The sequence below is a fragment of the Paenibacillus piri genome (assembly GCF_004354045.1).
Lineage (GTDB): Bacteria > Bacillota > Bacilli > Paenibacillales > NBRC-103111 > Paenibacillus_S > Paenibacillus_S piri.
Window position 1 is genome coordinate 1 of record NZ_SMRT01000030.1, and the last position, 14,510, is coordinate 14,510.

The 14,510-nt window shown below is 43.2% G+C and carries 23 protein-coding genes; 10 read left to right on the top strand and 13 right to left on the bottom strand.

Annotated elements, in window-relative coordinates; all coding sequences use genetic code 11:
- Both E1757_RS33255 and E1757_RS33260 read left to right on the top strand, forming a co-directional pair.
- Positions 1-168: transposase (locus E1757_RS33255; RefSeq protein WP_342774630.1), on the top strand; the 168-nt coding region annotated here is incomplete at its 5' end.
- Between the two features lie 383 nt (positions 169-551).
- On the top strand, positions 552-665 hold the full coding sequence (locus tag E1757_RS33260; protein ID WP_133236392.1) for a YjcZ family sporulation protein: 114 nt from the start codon (positions 552-554) through the stop codon (positions 663-665).
- Positions 666-956: 291 nt separating this feature from the next.
- Here the strand turns inward: E1757_RS33260 and E1757_RS33265 are convergent, their stop codons facing one another.
- A complete protein-coding gene (locus tag E1757_RS33265) occupies positions 957-1,352 on the bottom strand; it encodes a hypothetical protein (protein ID WP_133236394.1) in 396 nt (131 codons plus the stop codon).
- Between the two features lie 489 nt (positions 1,353-1,841).
- The gene (locus tag E1757_RS33270) at positions 1,842-2,267 is read right to left on the bottom strand and encodes a nuclear transport factor 2 family protein (RefSeq protein ID WP_246079694.1); all 426 of its coding nucleotides are present in this window, start codon (positions 2,265-2,267) and stop codon (positions 1,842-1,844) included.
- 497 nt (positions 2,268-2,764) lie between these two features.
- Here E1757_RS33270 and E1757_RS33275 point away from each other — a divergent pair, with 497 nt between their 5' ends.
- The 3 genes from E1757_RS33275 to E1757_RS33285 all read left to right on the top strand — a co-directional run bounded on the left by E1757_RS33275 (position 2,765) and on the right by E1757_RS33285 (position 5,274).
- Positions 2,765-3,715, top strand: a complete 951-nt coding sequence (locus tag E1757_RS33275; protein WP_133236396.1) for a helix-turn-helix transcriptional regulator — start codon at positions 2,765-2,767, stop codon at positions 3,713-3,715.
- Between the two features lie 259 nt (positions 3,716-3,974).
- Positions 3,975-4,556, top strand: coding sequence for a TetR/AcrR family transcriptional regulator (locus tag E1757_RS33280; RefSeq protein WP_165972396.1), 582 nt, complete (start codon positions 3,975-3,977; stop codon positions 4,554-4,556).
- 52 nt (positions 4,557-4,608) lie between these two features.
- On the top strand, positions 4,609-5,274 hold the full coding sequence (locus E1757_RS33285; protein WP_133236399.1) for an MBL fold metallo-hydrolase: 666 nt from the start codon (positions 4,609-4,611) through the stop codon (positions 5,272-5,274).
- A 212-nt stretch (positions 5,275-5,486) separates the two neighbouring features.
- Here E1757_RS33285 and E1757_RS33290 read toward each other — a convergent pair whose 3' ends face one another.
- The 3 genes from E1757_RS33290 to E1757_RS33300 are packed head-to-tail and all read right to left on the bottom strand — an operon-like array spanning position 5,487 to position 7,153.
- Positions 5,487-6,365 (bottom strand): haloalkane dehalogenase, encoded by an 879-nt coding sequence (locus E1757_RS33290; protein ID WP_133236401.1) that lies wholly within the window; start codon positions 6,363-6,365, stop codon positions 5,487-5,489.
- On the bottom strand, positions 6,358-6,690 hold the full coding sequence (locus E1757_RS33295) for a luciferase domain-containing protein (RefSeq protein ID WP_133236403.1): 333 nt from the start codon (positions 6,688-6,690) through the stop codon (positions 6,358-6,360). The genes E1757_RS33290 and E1757_RS33295 overlap by 8 nt, the downstream gene beginning before the upstream one ends.
- A 1-nt stretch (position 6,691) precedes the next feature.
- Entirely contained in the window at positions 6,692-7,153 is a 462-nt protein-coding gene (locus E1757_RS33300; RefSeq protein ID WP_246079695.1) for a MarR family winged helix-turn-helix transcriptional regulator, read from the bottom strand.
- A 152-nt stretch (positions 7,154-7,305) separates the two neighbouring features.
- Here E1757_RS33300 and E1757_RS33305 point away from each other — a divergent pair, with 152 nt between their 5' ends.
- Positions 7,306-8,259, top strand: a complete 954-nt coding sequence (locus E1757_RS33305) for an HD-GYP domain-containing protein (RefSeq protein ID WP_133236405.1) — start codon at positions 7,306-7,308, stop codon at positions 8,257-8,259.
- Positions 8,260-8,703: 444 nt separating this feature from the next.
- Here the strand turns inward: E1757_RS33305 and E1757_RS36285 are convergent, their stop codons facing one another.
- From E1757_RS36285 to E1757_RS33340, 7 genes are all read right to left on the bottom strand, one after another.
- A complete protein-coding gene (locus tag E1757_RS36285; protein ID WP_133236407.1) occupies positions 8,704-8,979 on the bottom strand; it encodes a GNAT family N-acetyltransferase in 276 nt (91 codons plus the stop codon).
- 18 nt (positions 8,980-8,997) lie between these two features.
- A complete protein-coding gene (locus E1757_RS36290) occupies positions 8,998-9,255 on the bottom strand; it encodes a (4Fe-4S)-binding protein (protein ID WP_133236409.1) in 258 nt (85 codons plus the stop codon).
- 112 nt (positions 9,256-9,367) lie between these two features.
- The gene (locus E1757_RS33320) at positions 9,368-9,637 is read right to left on the bottom strand and encodes a pirin family protein (RefSeq protein WP_133236411.1); all 270 of its coding nucleotides are present in this window, start codon (positions 9,635-9,637) and stop codon (positions 9,368-9,370) included.
- Positions 9,619-9,780: a pirin family protein gene (locus E1757_RS37365; protein ID WP_220446569.1), complete on the bottom strand. Its 162-nt coding sequence runs from the start codon at positions 9,778-9,780 to the stop codon at positions 9,619-9,621. The genes E1757_RS33320 and E1757_RS37365 overlap by 19 nt, the downstream gene beginning before the upstream one ends.
- 21 nt (positions 9,781-9,801) lie before the next feature.
- Entirely contained in the window at positions 9,802-10,248 is a 447-nt protein-coding gene (locus E1757_RS33330) for a MarR family winged helix-turn-helix transcriptional regulator (protein WP_133236413.1), read from the bottom strand.
- A gap of 28 nt (positions 10,249-10,276) precedes the next feature.
- Entirely contained in the window at positions 10,277-11,038 is a 762-nt protein-coding gene (locus tag E1757_RS33335) for a pirin family protein (protein WP_133236415.1), read from the bottom strand.
- Positions 11,039-11,314: 276 nt separating this feature from the next.
- Positions 11,315-11,545: a hypothetical protein gene (locus E1757_RS33340; protein ID WP_133236417.1), complete on the bottom strand. Its 231-nt coding sequence runs from the start codon at positions 11,543-11,545 to the stop codon at positions 11,315-11,317.
- A gap of 306 nt (positions 11,546-11,851) precedes the next feature.
- On the opposite strand from E1757_RS33340, the gene E1757_RS33345 reads away from it, so the two are divergent.
- Genes E1757_RS33345 through E1757_RS33355 form a run of 3 tightly spaced genes read left to right on the top strand, consistent with a single transcriptional unit; the run spans position 11,852 to position 12,731 of the window.
- Entirely contained in the window at positions 11,852-12,058 is a 207-nt protein-coding gene (locus E1757_RS33345; protein ID WP_133236419.1) for a helix-turn-helix transcriptional regulator, read from the top strand.
- Positions 12,055-12,486: a hypothetical protein gene (locus tag E1757_RS33350; protein ID WP_133236421.1), complete on the top strand. Its 432-nt coding sequence runs from the start codon at positions 12,055-12,057 to the stop codon at positions 12,484-12,486. The genes E1757_RS33345 and E1757_RS33350 overlap by 4 nt, the downstream gene beginning before the upstream one ends.
- A gap of 56 nt (positions 12,487-12,542) precedes the next feature.
- The gene (locus E1757_RS33355) at positions 12,543-12,731 is read left to right on the top strand and encodes a hypothetical protein (RefSeq protein ID WP_133236423.1); all 189 of its coding nucleotides are present in this window, start codon (positions 12,543-12,545) and stop codon (positions 12,729-12,731) included.
- A 346-nt stretch (positions 12,732-13,077) separates the two neighbouring features.
- On the opposite strand, the gene E1757_RS33360 is transcribed toward E1757_RS33355, so the two are convergent.
- Positions 13,078-13,413, bottom strand: a complete 336-nt coding sequence (locus E1757_RS33360; protein ID WP_133236425.1) for a winged helix-turn-helix transcriptional regulator — start codon at positions 13,411-13,413, stop codon at positions 13,078-13,080.
- 203 nt (positions 13,414-13,616) lie between these two features.
- Between E1757_RS33360 and E1757_RS33365 the strand changes: the two genes are divergently transcribed.
- Positions 13,617-14,399, top strand: a complete 783-nt coding sequence (locus E1757_RS33365) for an SDR family oxidoreductase (RefSeq protein ID WP_133236427.1) — start codon at positions 13,617-13,619, stop codon at positions 14,397-14,399.
- Positions 14,400-14,510: the final 111 nt, after the last annotated feature.

The window sequence follows — 14,510 nt, forward strand, 5'->3', positions numbered from 1 at the left end:
AAAACCAAATCAAAGGAACGCTACAAGATCGAAGCGAAGAATAGCGAACTCAAACATAGGCACGGGTATGATGTCGCCACATCCTCGGGTCTGCTTGGCATGCAGATGCAAGGAGCTATGGCGATATTCGCGGTAAATCTAAAGCGAATATTAAAGTTAACAGACTGACGGGTAACGACCTACTGTAACCATTCTGATGAAAAACAGAAGACATCCGCCCCAAGAGTTGGACTGGATGTCTTCTTTGCACTTTGGGTAGATCGACGGAACCGAAAAACGTAAGTTCTTCAGTGGCCTCCCTTCGGGATCGGGGGCTTTTTTTGTTTGGGTCAGAATGCCAAATAGACGGCTCAATGAATGCACCCGTCTACTCAGCAGTTAGAAAGGAGGGAAGGGTCAGCTGGGGATGACCCTGATCATATCTTATGAAAATCTTATAAATGTGGAACGATATATTTTCCCATACGAAAGCCCGATTTTCTGAAACGTCCAATCTCGAAACACCATAAATCCATAAAATACACAAGCTAAATAGAAAGGAGGCGGAGGCCATGGGATTAGGATTGGGAGGATTTGGTGGTAGCTGTGGTGGATTCTTTACGTCAACAGCTACGATTCTGGTACTTTTCATTTTGTTGGTCATTGTTTCTCGTTCATTTATCTAAATTTTCAAAAAGGATCTTGCTTTCAGCAGGATCCTTTCTTCAAATGATGAATATGAGGAATCAAAAGAAAGACTATATAAGAAAGGTAGGCGGGGTCGTCCGCTAAGGTACCCTCAATGACAAGCATAGGTACGATCTTGCTTTTCTTGATTTTATTTATTCTTTTAATCATGGTACTTTACGTGTTTGCTAATGAACGACAACTATCCATGCCGTTCACGCGGTCATTACAAACGTAAAAAAATGATCAGTGGGGGTCTGCCTTAACCTTTCTGGTAAAGAAAGACCAATTTACATTCCGATAAACATATTTCTGCTGAAAGGCCCCCAGTTTTCTCCCATGTAGCCTGTTCTTCCCTCTAAGTTAACAAAACAAGGGAGTACTACATAAAGGACACCCCTGGTTGCATTAACCCTAAATCTCATAATAAATCTCATTCTCGAATTATCAGCAGGTGTTATCATTCCCATTTCAGGTCGTATCGCGTTTGCTCTCGTAAGTGCCTCTCCCATTCCAACATCGGCAATATCAGTGGGTTTAGTCATATTACTTCTTATCCAATAATTAGATATTGTTGTTGCTGATGCTAAATCAGTCGGCTGGTCATACGTGATTAATATTTGGTTCGGTGCGAGTTGTCTAGACTCCGTAAGAATAGGATGAGGTATCATTTGTCGGTCGTCCATAACCGTCGGTCCCTCCCAATACGGTTGAGTAGCATAAGTATTGTGAGTCAAGATTGAGTTACTCATTAATTTTCCTCCATTTTAAATTGCAATAGTCAAATGTCCTTAATTATTGTATGTAAACCAAAGGTTATTTGTTAATAAAATTGCTTGACCGACTTATGAATGTAAGACAGTTAGAGCAGAAGCCACCTTTCGGGACTTAACTGCATCGCCTCTCGCCTGTAAGAGCGCTCTTTCTTCGTGGAGGTTTGTCAATAAGCTAGGATGACATTCGGCGTAAGCACAAGGCTGGTAGACTTGCATTTCATTTTTTCCGCTGATTGTAGTAGTGTCCTGAGTGTCAGGTGAAAATAGTATTAGACTGACCCAATAAAAGAAACAGCAGCAACCATGGACGAGAAAAAAGTCCTAGACTGCCGCTGTTTTGTTGAACTATCGTGTTTGGATAGCGCAACAACATTACCTATGCTACTGATTGAATTTTGTCTAATTTTCGTAACTTTTTAGTGGCATTCCAACAAATTCTTTGAATGACTTAATTCGATCGCCCTCAAATTCGAAAACTACCGTAAGTTCATTGCGATAAGGTTGTTTTTTCAAAGTCCCCTCAGCCTGAAAAACTACAACTCCAAAATGGACATCGTGAAGTTCAATAAGGGAAGTAAGCTTTAGTCGCAGCACTTCCCTTTCAAAGCTGACCAGTTCTTTAAAACGTTGCTTACCAACCTGTTTATCTTTCCAATCATCGTATGGTAAAGGGATCGAGAAATGAAATTCCTCTGTAGCAAGTGCTAGGAAATCAGTCGTGTCCCCATCTTCAAATGCGGAACGAAAAGCCTGAAAGGCTCGACTGCATGGCGAAGTTTTCACATCTCTTCCATTCGGATGGCCTATATAATTATCCTTCATCATTCAGGTAATCTCCTCTTTTGCTCAAAATTGATATTCTGTACGAATTTGGCCATTGTCATCTAAAATAAGAAAAACGATTCCACTTGCAACGACCTCTCCACCTTGTGCCGGAAGCATATCCCAGCTATACACGACAGCATTTTGGAGTGCTTTAGAGAGATTTGCACGGACGAAGATATAACCGCCTTTTCTAACAAACTCATCGTAAGCACTAACGATTCTTTTTTCGATCTCATCGTATCCCCTTGCCTCAATCCCTTCAGCGAAATGGTTACCATCCCGGGTTCAGAATTCGGTAATAACCTTACGCCGGGTACTTTCATCTGATTCATTCCAAACCGCTACATACTTTTCAACGAACTTGTTTACCTCGATCACTTTTTATTCCCTCCTGAAACGATAATCTTGTCTCCTGACAAAACAAGAATATCCTATAAACATGACAGGTACTTACATGTTTATGTGATATGATAAAAAAAAATAAGGGATGCGGTCTTATGTATAAATCTCAACGATTATTGCGATTGATGATGATCATTAATGCAAAAAAATCATTTACCATTCCGGAGCTTGCGATGGATTTAGGTGTATCACCACGAACGATTTCTAGGGATTTAACCGATCTGGGAGAACTAGGGGTACCCCTTTATTCCATTCAAGGGCGTGGTGGCGGCTACAGGCTTCTAAATGAACGTATACTTCCACCAATAGCGTTTACTGAAAGCGAGGCTATTGCGATTTTTTTCGCCGTCCAGTCTCTACGATACTTTGGTGCACTTCCGTTCGGTGATCAAGCGGAATCGGCACTAGATAAGTTCTATCACTATTTGCCGTTTGATGTGAGAGAACAAATTAACCGATTACAGGATAAAGTAGCCATTTGGTCCCCCAACCGGAGTATGTCAGTCTCATGCCTCACCGTTTTATTACAAGCAATTATGATAAAATCTGCCGTTACGATTGATTACAATTCAAGCGAAAACGGGCCGAATACCAGAGAGATTCAACCAATAGGACTTTATTCTGACCGTGGTTATTGGTACTGTCCGGCATATTGTTTTACCAGGCAAGCGTACAGACTATTTCGAACGGATCGAATTTTGACTGCAAGTCTGAATGATAACGTTTCTTGTCTTGAAGATGTAGACAGGAAGTCCGTGCTCAACTGGGATGTGGAGGAATTAGACCGTCAAGAAAAAACATTATTTTGTGTTCGCTTAACAGAAAAAGGAAAGAGAAAATTAGAGGGTAACGGAAGGTTTAGAGATTTCATCGAAAGTCAGGACGAAGGAGGCGGAATTATTCGGATGCACATACCGGCTAACAAATTGGAGTTTTATACGGACATGATATGGGAGCTGGGACAAGAAGCAAAAATTGCAGAACCTATGGAAGCCATAACGTATATAAATTGTAAGTTACAAGGGATGAAAAAACTGTATCCTTAATGTTGCATGATATTCAAGTAAGTAGTAATTCCCTGGTAGTAATTCCCTGTTAAAGTTAATCTGCCCTTTTGTTGAGCGGTAGCTTCAATAGGACAACCGCTGCTTAAAGTTGTCGTTAGCGTACCCTTTAGTACTATTCATTCCGCCCGCGGCACGCGCCGTTGGACACAGCTAAAAAAACAAGTTCAATGGAATTGACAATGGGATATAAGTGCGTTATTTTCATTATGTACCTAATTGTACAAAATGGGGTGGGGAGTTGGCACGTCCTCGTGAGTTTGATGAAAAGAAAGCTTTGAATGTCGCTTTGGAGTTGTTTTGGAAGAAAGGTTACGAAGCAACGTCCATTTCGGATTTAGCGAGTAAAATGGGAATAAATCGCCCAAGTCTGTACTCTGCATTTGGAGATAAGCGTGAGTTGTTTGAAATGGCGCTAAATGCGTATCAACAAAATTATTTAAATAAGCTTCATGATATATTGGAAAAAAACAAGTCGGGCTTTCGGGGCATTGAGGCCGTGTTTGCTCGATTTGTGGAATCAATAAGGAACCCGGCTGCTCGACGCGGCTGCTTCTTTGTTAATTCTATAGCTGAATTGGCTGCGCAAGATGAGAATATTGCCGCCAAAGGACGCGAATTTCAAGAAAAAATAATTAACATGTTTGCAGATGCCTTGATGACTGGAAAAAAACATGGTGAAATTCCACTTGATTTAGACATTGAGTCTACCTCACATTTTTTAGCCATGTCGTTGGTTGGATTAAATGTTGTAATCAAAACTATGCCTGATCAAAGCTTTGTAAGAAATAACGTGCGTGCCATATTAAGTGTGATTCAATAATTTTTTTAATTATTATGTACCGCTATGTACAAAATGAAGGGTGTTGAAATGAATGAAATTGAAGCAATTGACTCGTCATGTTTGGGCAGGATACGTGTATTGGCCATTGCCTGTAATGATTTGGATCGTCGAGGATCGCGATGGATTGACCCTGGTCGATGGAGGCCTTCCATCCATGTGGAATCCGATGCATGAAGCTATCCGCACCACATTCCGCGGTCGATCCCTAAACCGGATTCTGTTGACTCATGGCCATAGTGACCATGTCGGAATGCTTTATGCGTTGACGGAAAGTCTGCAATTGCCGGTCACGGCTCACGAGATCGAGATTCCTTTTCTGACTGGAGAAAGATCTTACACAACATTAAGACAAGGAAGCAAAAATAAAGACATCAAACCATTTGCTCCAAACATTCTGCAACCGCTAGACATGAAGGGCAATTATGGCGGACTTGTTCCTTTCCATACACCGGGTCACTGCTTAGGGCATGTTGCGTATTATCACCCTGAAGATAATATTTTGCTTGCAGGAGATCTATTCACCGCATTTTTCGATAAACTCCGCAGGCCAATAGAAAAGTTCACTGCCAACATGGAGGAATCACTTCAAAGCGGAGCGATTGTCAAGAGATTGCAACCACGGTTAACCGCCTGCGCTCATTGCGGAGTGGTTAAAGATGCCTCAATCCAATATATAAATTTGGTGAAGAATAACTGAACTTTTATTGCGCATAACTGCCCGTAACGTAATGAAACTGCCGATCGGTCCCGCGGCAGCCTCGTGATGCAGGTTGCACTATCGGTACCCATTAGCGAAACAATTTCTTTAAAGTTAATGTCTCAATATTTTTGGGGGCTGCTAATTGAAATTCTAATGAGATAGCTTCGAGGAGCAGCATTTATCGACCCTACAATTCGTTAAACGCATCGTTAATTCAAATTTCTCAGCCATACGGCAAGCGCTTCGCCAACTTCATCGGGTGCGTCTTCTTGGGGATAGTGGCGGCCTGGCACAGTAACTTCGGTCTGCGATGGCCATGTACGGCAGAAATCGATGTGGGATTGCGGCAATAAGCCGGGGTCGCATTGAATGAATAGTTTGGGAACAGCGCTTTGCGCCATCCATTCTCCATACTCAGTGACAATCTTCGCTATATCAGCCGGATCTTCATCGAACGGAAGCTGGCGTGCCCAGCTAAGAATTGGACGGCGGTTTTCGCCCGGCTCCAGGAACGGTCGACGGTACTGTGCCATCTCTTCATCCGTCAGCTTGCGCAATATGCCGACCGGCAGGTTGAACTCGATGAACGAATTTTGTTCTAGCACCATTTGCTCCCCTTCCGGCGTCCGGAGAGCTTGGAAGATTTTACGTCCATTCTCCGGCATTTCGCTCCAACTGCGCGGCTTAATGATCGCCTCCATGTAAGCGATGCCTTTGACTGCGTCGGGATGGCGCTTACTCCAGTCGAAGCCCAGTGCCGATCCCCAGTCGTGCACCACGAAGGTCACACGATCGCCCACGCCAAGCCGATCGAGTAGCTCATCAAGATAGCGGCGGTGCTGGGCAAAGGTGTATGCGTGAGGCCCGCTATCCGGAAGCTTTGCGGAATCCCCCATTCCAATGAGATCAGGCGCAATGCAGCGGCCAAACTTTTGGGCATAAGGAATAATGTTGCGCCAGAGATAGGAGGATGTCGGATTGCCGTGTAGGAAGACGATCGGGTCGCCGCTTCCTTCCTCCACATATGCCATCTCTAATCCGAATACTTGAATTCGTTTTTTCTCATAGGGGAAAGCTTCATTAATCATTTTTCATCTCATCCTTCAATTTTATTTGATCATATTTAGAACGCGCGATTTCAATGGCACAAGCAATATCTTGCTCGGTATTCAAATAAACGGATACCCAGCCTGAATCGGGATACATATGATGCGGGCTTGCTTTCCCTTCTTCAATCCACCGATCGCGTTCGGATTTCGACAAAAGCAGGTCGAACAAGCGGTTGCCGTGAAGATGCCCGATTTCCGTTTCGTTTAGCTGAAATTCCACCCCTCCGAACCGATGAGGACGCTTTGTAACGCCAGCCCAGGTCAACAGTTCTTCCGTCAAGTCTATTCTCCCGTACCTGCTCATCTTACGTCTCCTCCTGCTCGGTCAGATTGCGAAGCACGATTTTCAGCAAGCTTACTAAAAAGTCATATTCTTCATCGGTAATACCTTTCCGCGTTTTGTTCTTAACGCGGGCCAGCGCTTCCTGCACCTTAGGTACCACCTCACGTCCCGAGTCCGTCAAATAGAGCAGATAATAGCGGTTGTCGGCGGGATCGGCTTCCCTCCGTACGTAACCTTCTGCTTCCAGCTTGGCAATCGCTTTGGCGGTAGTCGTTTTGTCAATGAACAGTTTCTCACTTAGCTCCTTCTGAGTGATTGGTTGCTGAAACGCAATCGCCATCAGAAAAATATACTGTCCGCTTCCGATTCGATAGGGTGCCAACTCGGCTGAGATCAATACCTGCATGTGTCGGTAGATGGCTGAGATGTATTGACCGTGCGATTCCACTGCGCCCTTGTCATTCTGCCTCCAATGCTCGTTCACATTATCCCTCCTTTAATAGGTTGTTATTGCAACTAATTTAATAATACGCCGAATAGGATGTTATTGCAACTATATTTTTGGAGAATTACCAGATAGTCAAATGAAAACGGTGATCCTGTTTCAACCTCTTCATTCCCATCGATTTAACGCCATTGAATTATCTGCTGGCGTTTCTCACAGTCTTCCTGTATCTTTGGGCGGCCAAGAGATACTTTCAGCAATTTCAGTTAGTCAAATTTCCTTTGCATTCGGCTATCGTATTTGGTTCCGTTCTGCTTACCATCACAGAATGTGTCATGATCACAACCATGATGTGGACTTTGGCCTGGTGGCTGTATCATGTTGTCCTCGCAGCGTCGGCCTTGATACTGTTGTATGGTATTATAGCGCAGTATCGGTCGAACATATCTGTAACTCAAACATTTCATCAGGCAAATAGACATCCATCTTTGGATCAACTTCGCGTTAGCATCTCCAGCAGCATGCAAAATCTGATTGTTGCCACGGAAACCAAAGATGAATATACGGCAGGTCACAATTACCGTGTAGCCATGTACGGATTGCAACTAGCCCAGGCAATGAATCTGGATTCCGAACTATTGCGAGCCCTGGCTCGGGGCGGTCTCATTCACGATGTTGGGAAAATACAGATTCCTACCGAGATCCTGAATAAACCAGGAAAGTTGGATTCGGACGAAAGAATCGTGATCGAGCAACATCCTGTGATAGGTTACGAGATGTGCAAATATATTGGCTTCATGGCCGAAGAACTGTCCGTCATCCGGCACCATCACGAAAAATGGGACGGGACGGGGTATCCGGACAAGCTGAAAGGAACAGAGATTTCACTGCTCGCAAGAATCCTTGCCATCGCGGACGTGTACGATGCGTTGACCTCGCGAAGATCATATCGCGAGCCCTGGTCTCAAGAACGCGCATTGCAAGTGATTATTGAGGGCAGCGGCACCCACTTTGATCCCGAATGCATCTCCGCCTTTGTTCGACTCTGTAATAGAGGTGAATTGGTTGTTCCGGAGGCCACGGTACAATCTTATAGGAGAGCATTGAGAACTCAGGGAACAGCAGCAAATCGCTTAGCCGATTGAAAACTGTGCTCCTTGCATGAACCTCAAAAATTGGCCGCCTGGCTCTAGAGATTAGGTCGCTCGAAGCAGTTTCTCCTTACTTTAAATAAACAACCTCCTAAGTTCCACTCGGAACATAGGAGGTCGTCTGCAATCTGACGCTGCTTATAGGAGCAGCGCTTCTGCTAACAGCTAAAGTCGCATTAAACGCATACCTTCTAATAAATTTAGCCGTCACTTATTTACGGTTCACCTTAACGGTCATAACGGCGAAAATTACGAAAGGAGCTGTTGCGGCCTGCTCCTTCGTTTCTGTGAAGAATGCTTTGAATTCCCCTAATTAACGGAATTTGAATTTCGTTATTGCCTTTCATTAATGAGCCTGGCTGTATATCTTTTCACCTAAAAAAGCCGCGATCAGCAAATTGCTGCGCGACTTTTCTAAACACAGATATAGCCACTACATTATTTTAATAATACATCAGAATAATCTTCATGACGGTCAAATTGACTTTTAGCAAAAGGACATAGTGGCATAATCTTAATCCCTTTCGTCCGAGCAAATTCGACTAATCGCTTCACTAACGCCTCTCCTACGCCTTGACCACGTAGACTATCGGAAACAATCGTGTGGTCTACAATAATAGTATCGTTCCCACTCGGAACATAATGGATCTCTGCTTCTTTATGATCTTGTTCCCCTACATAAAAACCGTTCGTATCTTCTTTAATTTTGAACATTCATATTTCCCCATCTCGTTAGGTTTCGTTTCCATGATCATATCTCGCTTCATTAGCGTTATCTTTCCTTATATATTCCAAAGCACCACTAGGACATTTATTAATTTGAGCTGCAATGTTTTCAGCCGTTTCTCCATCAGCATGAATCCATGGCTTCTTCTTAACATTGAACACTCCCGGTAACCCTTTTACACAATTTGCCGAATGAATGCATCTTGCCGGGTGAAATATAATTTCGATATCTTTCCCTACATACCGCTTGAATTCATCATTCATTAATGACCACACTCCAATTTAAATTCAATTCAAAAGAGAACGGTACATTAGAAATTCAGTTTCAGTACCGTTCACATACTCAATTCTTTCAGCGTTTATGTAGCCAACGATCTTATTTTCGGTACAAAGGATATTTGACCTGTGCCGGTACCTCGATCAGAATAAGACGGAGCTCGGCGTCACCTGTTGCTGTATAGTTCGCTGCGGTCGCTTGCTCCGGCTCGATGATGGCAAAGTCTTTGTGCCTTAGTGCCATAACGTCTGTGCTAGACGCCGCATCGGCAACTGCGCCGTCGCCGCGGATGGCGAGCGCCGTCAGGTTGTAGTCTTTGCGCACAGGCTGAACGAACGTACGGCCCGGCTTCACGGTAACGTCCCACATCCGGGCTTCCGTGACAATATGTTCGGGCCTACAAATCCTTCCTCATGGGAAACGCCGCTCCCGGTTTGCATGACCTGCGCCCCGCCGGGGCCGACGACGCTGCGGGTGCCGAGCGAATCGCCGTGCTCCGCTTTGCCGCTCACGACACACGTTCGAAAAATTTATTATAAATTTTGTGCGCCTATCCCAATCTTCTTTAATAAAAAAATGAGCTGTTCTTTTTCTTCGTCACTTACAGAAGAGAAATTTTTGGATATCGCTTCAACGTGTTGTGGGAAAATCTCATCGAATAGCATCGTTCCTTTTTCTGTCAAGACAACATTAGAAGCACGGCGGTCTGTTGGACTTGACTGCCTTTCTACTAGACCTTTTTTTTCTAATTTATCCACAACGTAAGTGATACTTCCACTAGGAATAGAAAATTTTTCACTGATTTTTTGTACTGGATGCGGTCCCTTGCTATATAGAAGTTCAAGAATCATAAAATGCTCAGTATTAATTTCATAACGATCAATATCCTTACGAACATTATCGAAAAGAACTTTGGAAGCTTTCATCCAAATACGAAAAAGCCTTAAATCAAGCTGGCTTTGTTTATCTCCATGATACATAAAATCAACCATCTTCCAGAGGGTAATGTTATCTTGGCTTTCTATACAGCGGATATTCAACTTGAGTTGGGATCTCGATTAGCAGCATTTGAAGTTCTTCACCTGTCGATTGTAGGGCAATGGTCTCATCTTTCTCGGATTGAATAATAACGAAATCTTTGTTCTCAAATGAAACTTCACGTTCTTCAATAACTGCACCGTTACCTCTTATGGCTAAACCGGCTAGTGTCCGATTAGGTGAAAGAAAATACTTATAGGTTGCACCATTTTCAATTTGCACATCATATATTTTGGCATCTGTAACGATACTGATTGGTGAATGTTCACCAAGTATCGTCTTAACTGTCACCCCGTTCTCAGAAACTTTTGGAAAATCTTCATGCACGTACTTTCTGTAAGTTGGTGGTCGCTTTATGGCTTCATTTAAATACGGCTCGAACCAAATTTGAAACCCTTCGTATGGTTCAAGGATAGATTCAGCATGGGAGACACCTGAGCCAGCTTGCATCACCTGAACACCGCCAGCGCCGACTACGCTGTCTGTACCAAGAGTATCTTTGTGACGGCCTCTACCCTTTATGACATAGGTTAATATCTCAAAACCCTGATGAGGATGAAGGCCGATACCGCCTTCGCCTGAGGATTGTGCCCATGCCCAGTAAAATAAAGGACCCAGGCGCTTAATGAGCGCTCCCTCACCAGAAAATCCAATCGGCTTTTGTTCTAATATTTTGCCGCCGTCAAATTCACCTTTTGCTTGGTCCTGCGGTTTAATGATTTTAATCTCCATTTGTACCCCCTCCTTTTCCCTAATACTTAATCATAGTTATCCTAGTATTAGGATATTAGTATCCTAACATTAGGATATAATTGTGTCAACCTACCCAAAGCGATTACCTCGTTTATTCCATTTAGACGCCGTGTTTGAACAAGTCTGATGTTTTAGGAGAGCAGGGAGCATTCGAAACTAACGGATAGTCTATTTCTTGTTTCCGCATCGGTAAGTCAGACTGGCTCTCACCGTCCGAGAAGGCGATTCAGTAAACCCTTACTTTAACGGAACGGACTACGTCACCATCCGTTCAGCAGACATCCAGTTTACCCGTAAGGACGAGTGGGCGGACGGGCCGCCGGTCATTGAGGGCAGCCCGATCCAATTAGCGCTAGGATGGGTCTCCGAGCTGGCCCCACCGATTTGGGCATCACCTGAAGCCCAAAAAGCGGCAACCAAAGCCATGTCGCCAGCAACTAAAACCAAAGAAGCAAAAACGGCGGAGGGGGCTTTTGCTTTTCCCAAGCAAAAGTCCCCTCCAAGTACACCATCGTCATTTGAACCTGTCTCGGGACGCTGAAGCCTCATAAAACAGCTTCTTCCGCCAGAATGGTCCGCACAAGAACGTTTCCACGTCTCTTGCATGCCCAACCCCCAAAAAAATTACCATTACTTGTGGTACGGTTCACCGCGCTGTCTGTAACGGCAAGTTTTAGGGCCATCCTTAGCGGGATGGCCCTTTATTAAAATGGAAAGTGTGCTTGACATTGCTTGCATTGCACGATATATTATTTTCATGGAAAGCTACCTTTCCATAAGGAGAGTGAACGCATGAACAACCGCTTAGAAGAAATTCGCAAGAAGCGTGGAATTAAGCAAGAAGAATTAGCGGCGGCTCTTGAAGTGTCAAGGCAAACTATCGGTTCGCTGGAAAACGGACGTTATAACCCATCGATCCTTTTAGCGTTCAAGATTGCTCGTTTTTTCGGTATGAGTATCGAAGAAATCTTTATTTATGAGGAGGATGAACATGTATGAAAAAAACGATTTCGGCTTATTTGCTTACCATTGTAGGCGTAGGACTACTAGCAGGTGGTCTGTACTTCATCAAGACAATTGAAGATCCACAAGGCATGCTGCGAGCGCTGCCGTATATCTGTGCTGGGCTTGGCTGTGTTATTTTCGGTCACGGTATTGGAGAAATAATCGTCCGAAGCGCTATGAAGAATAATCCTGCCGCAGCGAAGCAGCTAGAGATTGACCAGAAAGATGAGCGTAATTTGGCAGTCGCCAATCGTGCAAAAGCGAAAGCATATGACATGATGGTTTTTGTATTTGGAGCCTTATTTTTATCATTTTCCTTGATGGGTATAGATTTAATAGTGGTATTGCTATTGGTTTTTGCCTATCTGTATATCCTTGTATATAACTCTTATTACCGTTTCAAGTACTATAAAGAGATGTAAAAAATGGAGACTAAAAAATCATATTTGACACATAGCAATCGAAAGGAATGGTGACGATGACAAAATTATCTTTTAGTGGTTTAAAATATGGAGAAAGCAATGTGGAAATAAAATTATTGGTGGATATACAAAATGATTGGTTTGAGATAAAGCACACTAAGGAAGTGTCCGAAGTAATGAATAAATCAACAGGTGAATATATCGTAGTAACTCGAAACACCTTGAAATTTGAGGTTGCTTCATAACACGAAGAAACTATGTAATAAATAAACTTTATGCGACTGACTATATCAGTTGCATTTTTTGCACTTCTTAAACATCTCAACAGTCACTCTTCACCCTATATACAAATCCATGCCCCGCAGGGAATTTCGCAAAAAACTTGCCCTTATTTATGATACGGTTCAGCTTAACGGGTCAATCGGCGAAAATACGAAACCTCGAAAGCATCCGCATGGAACGTCCGGTCGTGATTTAGTGTACAGAGGGCTAGCGTACCTTGGCGCAGCAAACGTAATGCACTCATTTTTTATCATGATCGCTAAATAGTGACAGACCGACAACAAGGCGTGTTGCGGGAGCGAACTGGCTTCAGTTCATCTTGCAATGTTCAATATACTCACTTCCCCATTCCGTCAGCCCATTAATCGTCGGATAAAGCTTTTTCCCCAAATCAGTTAAAGAATATTCCACCTTTGGCGGAACTTGATTATAAACCTCACGGTGAATAAGTTGAAAGTTTTCCAGCTGCTTCAGTTGTTTAGTCAGGGACGCATGCGTTAAGCCGTCAAATTTCCGTAACAGCTCGTTAAAACGTATTGGCCCGTCCTTTAGATGAAAAATGATCATGAGAGACCATTTACCCGACAATACTTTCTGAGCTGTAGTGAACGGACAAGTTAAGTCAGCACTTTTTAATTCAATCATGGAACTTCACCTCTTCCTTTACTCTAAGTTCATATAACCTCTATCAGTAATACTAAAAAACAAGCCTACGTTTGAACTGTTGTCCTCCCTTCTTAGTATACCATTTGATCGTAACGATACAAAAATATCGTACTATTCATATCTATTATATTCTAATAATATTGATTATGCATTAAATTTATCTTAAAAGGAGCAGGGATAATATGTTGACGAATGAAGGAAAATTCAGTGGTAAAGTTGCCTTGGTTACAGGGGCAAGTCGTGGGATAGGGGCTGAAATAGCCAAAAAATTAGCTGCTGGCGGAGCAGAATTTATAGGCGTTCATTACGCCAATAATAGGGATGCTGCTTTAAAAGTTGTTGATGATATTAAGGCTTTGGGCTCAAAGGCTGTGGCTCTGCAAGCAGAATTAACGACTGGTATTTCCGGTGTAAAACAGCTTTGGGCTGCATTTGAAGATGCTGTTCGCTCGGAAATTGGATCTGTGCAATTGGACATCTTAATCAATAACGTAGGTATTGCACCGGCCATTCCTTTTGAAGAAACGTCAATTGAAACGTTCGAAGATGTCATTAATGTTAACCTTAAAGCTCCATACTTTCTTATTCAAGCAGCTAGCCCGTTTATACGGAACGGTGGACGAATCATTAACATTTCTACTGGCTTTACTCGTGTTGCCGGTCCAACACATACCATTTATTCGGCTTCCAAGGGAGCCATTGAGACACTTACTTTGGCTTTAGCTCCACTTTTTGCATCAAAAGGTATTACTGTTAATGCAGTAAGGCCTGGAACTACGGCTACTGATATGACCAAGGATTGGCTCGCAAACCCAGAAGCTCATGCTGAAGCAGCTTCAATTTCTGCTTTTGGAAGAGTTGGGACCACTGAAGACGTTGCTGATGTAGTTGTGTTTGTAGCATCTGAGGAAGCGCGATGGATTACAGGGCAATTTATTGATGCCACCGGAGGAAGTAGGCTATAATAGCAATAAAAACAACTGGAATTTGATGTTAAAGGGTTTATAATTAGGAAATTGTCCTCCAATTTTAGATACTGGAGGACAATATTATAATTTTTTGTTTTCACCACGTTC